Genomic DNA, 8,312 nt, shown 5'->3' on the forward strand with positions numbered 1-8,312 from the left:
AGAACGGCTGAAGCCTGCACACCAGCGCACGTTGGTGTCCAGCCTTTAGCCCGGATATTGCATCCGCCGACTGGTTGACTCTGATTTTAGCCTGAGTTACGGCGAGGCTGTCCACGATAGCCGGTTTTTGCTGCAATCGATTCGCTCCGGGCACAGGGCCCCCTACCCCCGGACGATCGGGGAGTCGCTGGGCGATGCCACACGATGCGATGGGAGTGGCTAATCGCTACGGCACAGGCGTGCCAGCACCTGGTTGAACAGCGGTTCCCAAGGACAGTGGCTGCAAAGATGAAACACCACCCGACGACACGTCACGCGGACTCGGGCAGCAATTTTCAACAGACGCAATCGAATCGTGTCCACACGTAGTCGACTATGTTTCGTTGCACTCAGTCCCAGACGACGCAGTCCATCGAGTAAGACATAGGCAAAGGAAGAAAGCATCAGGCGGAACCGATTGGCCGCAAAACGACTGCAGCTGGTGCGATCAGCGAACAGACAGAGCTGCTGTTCTTTGATCCGATTCTCCATCTCGCCGCGCATGCAGTAACGCTCGCGATAGAACTTTTCGGGGTCGCAGGGAGCAGAGCACCATGTCCCCGGAGTCTCGACCTGAAGCGGCTGCCTTTTGCCGTCGACCATCGGTCGATGGTAGGTGGTGTCGACAATACCATCGCTTGAGAACCGGTTCGTTACGACAAAGCGAGGATTGGGGCCCTTGCCGGTATACTCTGCTTTGCCGACCACCCAGCGATGGCGATCCCAAGTCCTGCGGGTGCGATAGCGAAACCATTTGAAACAAGCTTGTTTGCCACCCAGGTGTGATTGTAGGATTCGTGCGCGAGTCATTTCGCAGGCAATTTCATCGACCAAAACGCTGTTTTTGGGCAAACCAAAGACGTAGTGGACATCATTTTTGTCGCACCATCGCATCAAGCGTTCGACCGCAAAGCCTCCGTCGCCGCGTAGGGTGATTTTGACGTGAGCCCATCGTTGGCGGATCCTTGCAACAAGCAATTTCGTGATCCCGCGTGCGTGGTGGGCGTCGCCGCGGTTGGCCGGACGAAGATGCGCGACGACAAGCTGGTCGTCGCAAAAGACGTACAGAGGCTGGAAGCAATAACTGTCGTAGTATGCATTGAAGGCCTTCTTATCTTGATTGCCGTGTACCCTGTCGTCGGTTGCGTCGTAGTCGAGTGTGATTTCATCAGGCGGGACGTTGAAGCTGTCAAGAAAAGTATCGACGAGGACCTTGTTGAGCTCGAAAAGTTCTTTCTCGCTGATTCGATTTTCAAATCGGCAGTGAGTCGAGGGGCTCGCCAGAGTGGGATCCTCATCGTCGTCGAAACTGCCATTGATTCGCGGAGTCCGTCCGGCGGCGACTTGAAATGCGGGATCGTCACGAAGCTGCTGTTGATCGTTTACATCTTCGTATCCAGCCGCGATCGCAAAGATTCGGCTGGTAAGGATCTCCGCCTGTGAATGAGTGATGTGGAACGGATCACGTGGGTCGCGAATGGCTTGGTCGATCCGCTTGATCAAGTTGAGCTTGTTGTCGACTTCGCGAAGCAGCAATAGGCCCCCGTCAGAGGTGAGCGTTCCGCCGTCGAAATCTACCTCAACGGCCTGCCTCCTGAGGCGTTTCAATGCGGGACGATTTCGTTTACGCTTTGTCATTGCCGAAAGCCTTGGTTTTGTGGTCTATGAAGTGTCGTAACTCCAATAGATACACGAACTAAGGCTTTCGCGCTATAGGGGCGATTGAATCAGCGGATGCAATATCCGGGTTAGGCGCATCCCCCCGCGCTGCGAAGCAGCAAGCTGGGCGGCTGAAGCCTGCACACCAGCGCCCTCGGTACCTAAAACTCGGGGGGATCCCAATGTTGACCGTAATCATAGATCGGGTATGCACGCCAGATTCGCAGGGCGTGCTCGCGACCGACCCGTTCCAGATACTCGTTCGCACTGCTGAAGGGCCACTCCGTCCACTTGAGGCAATAGCCGTGGTGTACGGGGTTATTTAGGATGTAGTTCCATGTCGCATAGTAATGCCCCTCGGATTTCATGGCTGTCTCTGCCGCGTTGCACCAGACCTGACGACCGCGACGCGACTCCTCGCCATTCCAATTGAAGGAGGACCGTCCGTGTAGCTTTCCCAGTTGTTTGAGCGTGGGCGTCAACTCCGGTGCATCGACGAGGACGTGATAGTGGTTGGGAAGCACGACCCAAGCAAACAGGGCTTCGCAGACATCAACGAGTACGTCGCACAAGCTGTTTGAGAAATCCGCCATCCGTTGATCGGAATCCCCGATCACCGGGCGGTGCTCGAAGCACGCTGCGGTGATCATGTAGAGGCTTGTGTGATCGCTTTGAATGTGCGCCGGGGAGTGTGTGGGATGGTGTCGATCTTGCCGTTCCTGGAGAATTTGTTGCCGCTGCTGAGGCGTCCAACGCCGCCATCGGTACATGGTTTCGGGGTCTTGCGGCATCACTCCACTCGTGCAGCAAAGAGCATCGACTTGACAAGCACGATTGTAGGGCGATTGAAGCCTGAATTCCAGCAACCGATGGTGTCCAGCCTTCAGGCGCATCCCCTCGCGCTGCGGAGCAGCAAGACCGGCGGCTAAAGCCTGCACACCAGCGCGCTTCAGCTGCACACCAGCGCGGTTCAGCTGCCCACTGGCGCGGCGACCAAGTCATAGCCTTGGCTGGCGACGATCTCACATTCGACGATGTCGCCGACTTGCGGCTCGGAGCCTGATTCGACACCACTGACGTAGACCACCCCGTCGATCTCGGGCGCTTCCGAACGGGTTCTGCCGATCCAGACTCCGTCTTGCTCTTCAAACTTGGAATCGATGATCACGTCATCGAGTGATCCGACGCGAGCCGCGTTCCACTCAAACGCGATCTGCTGCTGGACAGCCATCAAGTCACTCATCCGCCGCTCGGCGATCTTGGCGGGCACTCGGTTGGGCAACTTGGCCGCCGGCGTGTCTTCTTCGACCGAATAGGTGAACACGCCCAGATGCTCAAAGTGTTGCTCGGAGACGAAGTCGACCAACTGCTCGAAATCATCTTCGGTCTCACCCGGGAATCCCGTGATCATTGTCGTCCGCATCACCAGGGATCGGATCCGTTCGCGCAAACGCCCCACAATCTCTTCCTGCAGCGAACGCGTCGTCTTACGGGACATGCGTTTCAACATCGCGTCACTGGCGTGCTGCAACGGCATGTCGATGTACGGCAAAATCCGCTCGGCTCCGGCCAACGTTTCCACCAACCGGTCGTCGATGTACATCGGATAGAAATACATCAAACGGATCCAATCGATCGAATCGATCTTGTCCAATTCCGTCAGCAATTCGGTCAGCTTCGGCGTGCCATAGAGATCCTTGCCGTAGTACGTCGTGTCTTGAGCAACGATGACGACTTCGCGAACGCCACTGTCCCCCAGCCGTTTCGCTTCATCGACCACTTGTTCAATCGGCTTGCTGTAGTGTTTGCCGCGCATCTTGGGGATCGCGCAAAACGTGCACAGCCGATCGCATCCTTCGCTGATCTTGAGGTAAGCAAAGTGGCGCGGCGTGACGGCCGAACGAACCGCATCGGAAAGCGGCCGGATCGGCGCGGGACGAAAGACTCGCTGTTGTTCTTGAATACCGCTCCTTAGTCGGTGGGCCACGTCCACGATATCGTTGCGTCCAAAGACGCCGACCATCGCATCAATCTCCGGACGCGCCTCCAACAACTTGCCCTGCTGACGCTCGGCCAAACATCCCGTCACGACCACTCCGCGAATCTTGCCCTGGCGTTTCAGGTCCAACATTTCATCGATCGCACCGAGCGACTCTTCGCGTGCCGAGTCGATGAACCCGCAGGTGTTGACGACGACAAAATCCGCCGCATTCACGTCGCCCACCATCCGGTACCCGTCCTGGTCCAGACGCCCGAGCATCTGCTCGGTGTCGACCAAGTTCTTGGGACAGCCCAACGAAACCACGGCGTAGCTGCCGCGGGCATCCGCCCCCCCCTCCTGCGGTGCGGGGACCGGGGCGGAATCAGATAAATTGACGACGGGAAGTTGCATTGAATTCAGGGTAAAAGGCTGATGGGGCATTCAATCGCTGGACGCAGCCGATCGAAGCGAACCATTGGAACCGAATTCCTCCAAACGAGCAAATGGTTCAGGGGACAGGAACGCAACTCGGTCACGCCGTGCGGGACGATTGGCATCCACAGCAGGCCCGACCGAAACGGACGGCAAGCCCCGCGCGGGGCCCCCCGGCTGCCAGACCACTCATTCGCGGCAATATTTCAGCGCCAGCAGCGCGTAGGCCGTCACCAGATTGCGGTTGCCTTCCATCCAGCGGTCGTTGCCGTCATTGACCCAAGACCCGTCGGCCTGTTGGGCGTTGATCAAGGTCGCGGCGAGTTCGCGTCTCCAATTGTGATTTTCGCCATCCGCATCAGTCAGCACGCGGATGTCCGCCGCCGCCAAGGCCTTGCCGAAGGTGTGGTAGTAGTAATACAGCCCGGCTTTGCCCATCCCCGGATTTTCGTCCAGCGAATAGGTCTTTTGGATGAAGTCCATGGCGGCCGCGACGCGTGGATCGTCGTCGGTCAGGCCGGCATAGATCATGCTCTTCAGCCCCGCGTAGGTCATCGAGCCGTAGCTGCGAAGCGCCCCGCCGTTGTCCCCGTCTTCGCTGTCGCCGTCTTCGCTGACGACCTTGGTTTCACCGCCGGCGGCCGGCGTGTAGTAAAACCCGCCGTCGCCGATTTTGTCGGCATGCTCGGTGTCGTTTCCGTGGCCGGCCAAGTTTTGCGTCCGGCTGATGAATCGCAGCGCCTTCTGGATCGCTTCGTCGTCCGCGTCGTTGCCCAAGTCTTTCAGGGCATCGACCAAAAAGGACGTGTTGGACAAATCGGGACGAGCGTGTTTGCCGTAGCCCGCACCGCCATACGCCGTGTCCGACGACTCCACGCCTTCACCCTCGTCCCACTGAATCTCCTTCAAATACGCTTCGGCGCGGTTGAGTTGACTTTCATAGCGATTGTCGCGATTGGCTGCGACCAAGGCGCCCACGGCAACGGACGTTTCATAGTTTCGGTACATCGATCCCGTCGCGTGGATCCCACCGCTGGGACGAACGTTGTCCAGAATGAACTGAATCGCTTTTTGGACGACTGGCGAATCGACGTCGGTGGGGCGATGCTCCAGAATCGCTCGGACACACAGCGACGTCACCGCCACGCCGGTCTCCGGGCTGAACGCGCCGTCGCCGGTCTGGCCGCGATTCTTTAAAAACCCGATCGCCAACTCGACACTCTTGTCGATCGCCGCGTTGGTCTGCTCCGGTGTCTGAAATTCCGCCACCTCGCCCTGGGTCGCGTTCCCCTGCGACGCCACGTCGTCCCCGGTGACCCCCGACGGCATCAATGCGACGCCGACCAGGAAAGCTGGGATCAGTCGGCAAACAACAGCGCGTGACCCTTTTGAAACGTCGGATAGATGCATCCCGGTTCGAACCCCTAACAGTGGAAGGTGGGCGGTGGGCGGTTTGAACGTCACAACCGCTGCGATGACGATAGCTTACGCCCCATTTTACGCTCCAGGCGGACAAGCGTGCAGGTCTCTCGGCCGAGAGTGACGAACGAAGCCCTGGGGGCCACACCCTGTCTGCCGGTGACGAAACGGCCATTCGTCACACTTCCTCCAAACCGTCGTCCGATGCCACCGACCGCTACCCCAACACCGTTGCAACGAAAGATCACGGGCGGCGCGAGGATTCGCCGCCGGCCGATCGCATCGGCGCCTCGTCCGCTCGCGGTGGGCACGGGAGCGATCGCACGTGACCACAACGATTCGATCGCCGGAGGTGCAGCTGCAACGACCGCAAACCGAATGGGCGTTGCACCACCCACCTTGTTCCGCCTCAAGACGCTGCGTCACCCCACGCGTGCCGAACAACGGCTCGCCACGCTACAGGTTCGGCGGCGATCGCCCGCTGACGGCCGACCTGGAACCGCAGATCAAAACGAGGTGATCCTGCGAATCGATCCTCCGCAGCCCGCCGGAACAGTGCAATCGGCTGACCGCAATGCTCCCGTCAATGCTCCCGTCAACGGATCACCCAAACCGCCCGCTCGCCCAAAAGACCTGTTCCCCGATCACACCGGCGACTTGATCGCCAGCCTCAGCCAGTGGTCCCTTCGGCTCGATCGACGCGAGGCCGAATTGGATCGTCGTGAACGTGAATTGAACCAACGATTGCGGTTATTGCGGCAACATCAGTTCGCCGATTGATCGGCCGCACCCAACAACTGGTGCAACGCACCGGGCGGCTGATAACCGACCTTGTGTGCGAGGACCTTGCCATCGGGATGCCCGATCAAGGTGGTCGGATAGGCCGGCACGTCGATGCGTCGCAGGACTTCAGCGTTACGATCCGGTGACAGACGAATCGCGACGAATCCATTTTTCAATCGGCTTCGAATCGTGCCATCGGTCCAAGTATCACGTTTCATCGCGTCGCAATAGCGACATCGACTGGAGGTGATGAAGATCACCATCGGCCGGCCCGACTGTTTGGCCGCGCGCCAGCCGGCATCAAGATCCTCGTGCCATTGGATCGCTGATTCTGCCGAGGAGACGGTGTGTCCGACCGGGTGGGGATAATTGCCGACAAGATCAGCCGCATGGGCTGTGCAATGAGAGACGGCGAACAGGACGACGATCGCCAAAAGGGCATACTGCCCTGTGCAAACCATGAATCGTTTCACGGCGGTGCTCTGTGGTGATGAGGAAAACGGCGTAGAAAAGTCCGAAGGGGCAAATTCTAACGCGTCTGTTCATCAACCACAGGAAGTATCCGCGACACCCGCCAAACAGCGGGGCACCAAGTGAAGCGGTCGATTCGCTATTAAAGTGAAGTCACCCTCCCTTTGGGCATTTGTATCTACGCAAGTCGCTTCTTGGCCAACGGCCATGCATATCCGTAGCCTGGGGCAAGCAAACCGAGCATTTGCGAGGGTTGCGCCGCCCCAGGAACCTCATCGCAATGAGGTGAAATTTGGCCAACGGCCATGGACAACCTTCGCGTTTGACGAGGCATTTGTGTATGGCCGTCGGCCAACGCCTCTCGTTCTCGTTTGGGGACCTTGGGCGATGCCCAAGGCTATGGATGTAAACGGCCGTTGGCCGAAACCATCCACTCAAAACCGATCTGACATGCAAAAGATGTGTAGACACAATGCCCTTTGGGAGGGTCGCGAAGGCTACCACACTCTTCTTCGCTCGCCCGCTTAGGCTTCGCCGGCGCGTTTGACGACCTTGTCGATCAAGCCGTACTCGCGGGCCTCTTCGGCGCTCATGAAGCGGTCACGATCGGTGTCCGTTTCAATTTTTTCCAGCGAGTGTCCGGTGTGATCGATCATGATCTCGTTCATGCGTTTCTTGATCCGCCGCAGTTCTTCGACGTGGATCTCGACTTCCCGCGCGGTGCCTTGCATGCCGGCGAGCGGTTGGTGAATCATGATCCGCGCGTTGGGCAGCGCGTAGCGTTTCCCGGCGGCACCGGCGGTCAACAGCACGGCGCCCATCGACGCGGCTTGACCGATGCAGTAGGTAGCGACGTCACAGGAGACGAATTGCATGGTGTCGTAGATCGCCATGCCGGCGGTGATGCTTCCACCGGGGCTGTTGATATACAGGTGGATGTCCGCCTTGGGATCGTCGCTCATCAGGAACAGCATCTGAGCGACGAGCGAGTTGGAGATCTGGTCATCGACTTGTTGACCGAGAAAGATGATTCGGTCTTTCAGCAGTCGGCTATAGATGTCGTAAGTGCGTTCTTCGCGTCCGCTCTTTTCAACGACGTAGGGAATCAGTGGCATATCGGTATTCTTGGTTAGTTTGACGGGAGAGGGAAAACGAGACGGGCGACGGCTCAGTTGGCGTCTTCGTCTTCGTCTTCGACCGGCGGCTTGGTCAGGATATCGTCGACCAATCCGTACTCTTTGGCTTCGTTGGCCCCTAAAAAGAAATCGCGATCGGTGTCTTCGGCGATTTTCTCGACCGGCTGCCCCGAGTGGCTGGCGATGATTTGGTTCAGCACATCGCGATAGCGGAACATTTCGGCCGCTTGGATTTCGATGTCGCTGACCTGTCCGCCGACGCCGCCCATCGGCTGGTGCATCATCACGCGGCTGTTGGGCAGACAATACCGTTTGCCTTTGCTGCCGCCGACCAACAAGACGGCCGCCCCGCTGCAGGCTTCACCGACGCAGTACGTCGCGACCGGGCACGA

General features: G+C 58.6%; 8 protein-coding genes. 1 reads left to right on the forward strand and 7 read right to left on the reverse strand.

Going from position 1 to position 8,312, the window contains the following annotated elements; all coding sequences use genetic code 11:
• Positions 1-219 precede the first annotated feature (219 nt).
• The 4 genes from ABX749_RS13505 to ABX749_RS13520 all read right to left on the reverse strand — a co-directional run bounded on the left by ABX749_RS13505 (position 220) and on the right by ABX749_RS13520 (position 5,521).
• Positions 220-1,677, reverse strand: a complete 1,458-nt coding sequence (locus ABX749_RS13505; protein WP_372896437.1) for an IS1380 family transposase — start codon at positions 1,675-1,677, stop codon at positions 220-222.
• A 182-nt stretch (positions 1,678-1,859) separates the two neighbouring features.
• Positions 1,860-2,489: a transposase gene (locus ABX749_RS13510; RefSeq protein WP_372896438.1), complete on the reverse strand. Its 630-nt coding sequence runs from the start codon at positions 2,487-2,489 to the stop codon at positions 1,860-1,862.
• Positions 2,490-2,668: 179 nt separating this feature from the next.
• The gene (gene rimO / locus ABX749_RS13515) at positions 2,669-4,090 is read right to left on the reverse strand and encodes a 30S ribosomal protein S12 methylthiotransferase RimO (protein ID WP_372896439.1); all 1,422 of its coding nucleotides are present in this window, start codon (positions 4,088-4,090) and stop codon (positions 2,669-2,671) included.
• Between the two features lie 210 nt (positions 4,091-4,300).
• Entirely contained in the window at positions 4,301-5,521 is a 1,221-nt protein-coding gene (locus tag ABX749_RS13520) for a prenyltransferase/squalene oxidase repeat-containing protein (RefSeq protein WP_372896440.1), read from the reverse strand.
• A gap of 213 nt (positions 5,522-5,734) precedes the next feature.
• Between ABX749_RS13520 and ABX749_RS13525 the strand changes: the two genes are divergently transcribed.
• The gene (locus ABX749_RS13525; RefSeq protein ID WP_372896441.1) at positions 5,735-6,310 is read left to right on the forward strand and encodes a hypothetical protein; all 576 of its coding nucleotides are present in this window, start codon (positions 5,735-5,737) and stop codon (positions 6,308-6,310) included.
• Here ABX749_RS13525 and ABX749_RS13530 read toward each other — a convergent pair.
• The 3 genes from ABX749_RS13530 to ABX749_RS13540 all read right to left on the reverse strand — a co-directional run.
• Entirely contained in the window at positions 6,295-6,786 is a 492-nt protein-coding gene (locus tag ABX749_RS13530; RefSeq protein WP_372896442.1) for a thioredoxin family protein, read from the reverse strand. The two genes, ABX749_RS13525 and ABX749_RS13530, sit on opposite strands and share 16 nt — an antisense overlap.
• 522 nt (positions 6,787-7,308) lie before the next feature.
• Positions 7,309-7,899: an ATP-dependent Clp endopeptidase proteolytic subunit ClpP gene (gene clpP, locus ABX749_RS13535; protein WP_145208865.1), complete on the reverse strand. Its 591-nt coding sequence runs from the start codon at positions 7,897-7,899 to the stop codon at positions 7,309-7,311.
• 53 nt (positions 7,900-7,952) lie between these two features.
• Positions 7,953-8,312: ClpP family protease (locus ABX749_RS13540; RefSeq protein WP_372896443.1), on the reverse strand; the 360-nt coding region annotated here is incomplete at its 5' end.

Origin of the sequence: Stieleria sp., assembly GCF_041595215.1 — a bacterium.
Classification (GTDB): Bacteria; Planctomycetota; Planctomycetia; order Pirellulales; family Pirellulaceae; genus Stieleria; species Stieleria magnilauensis.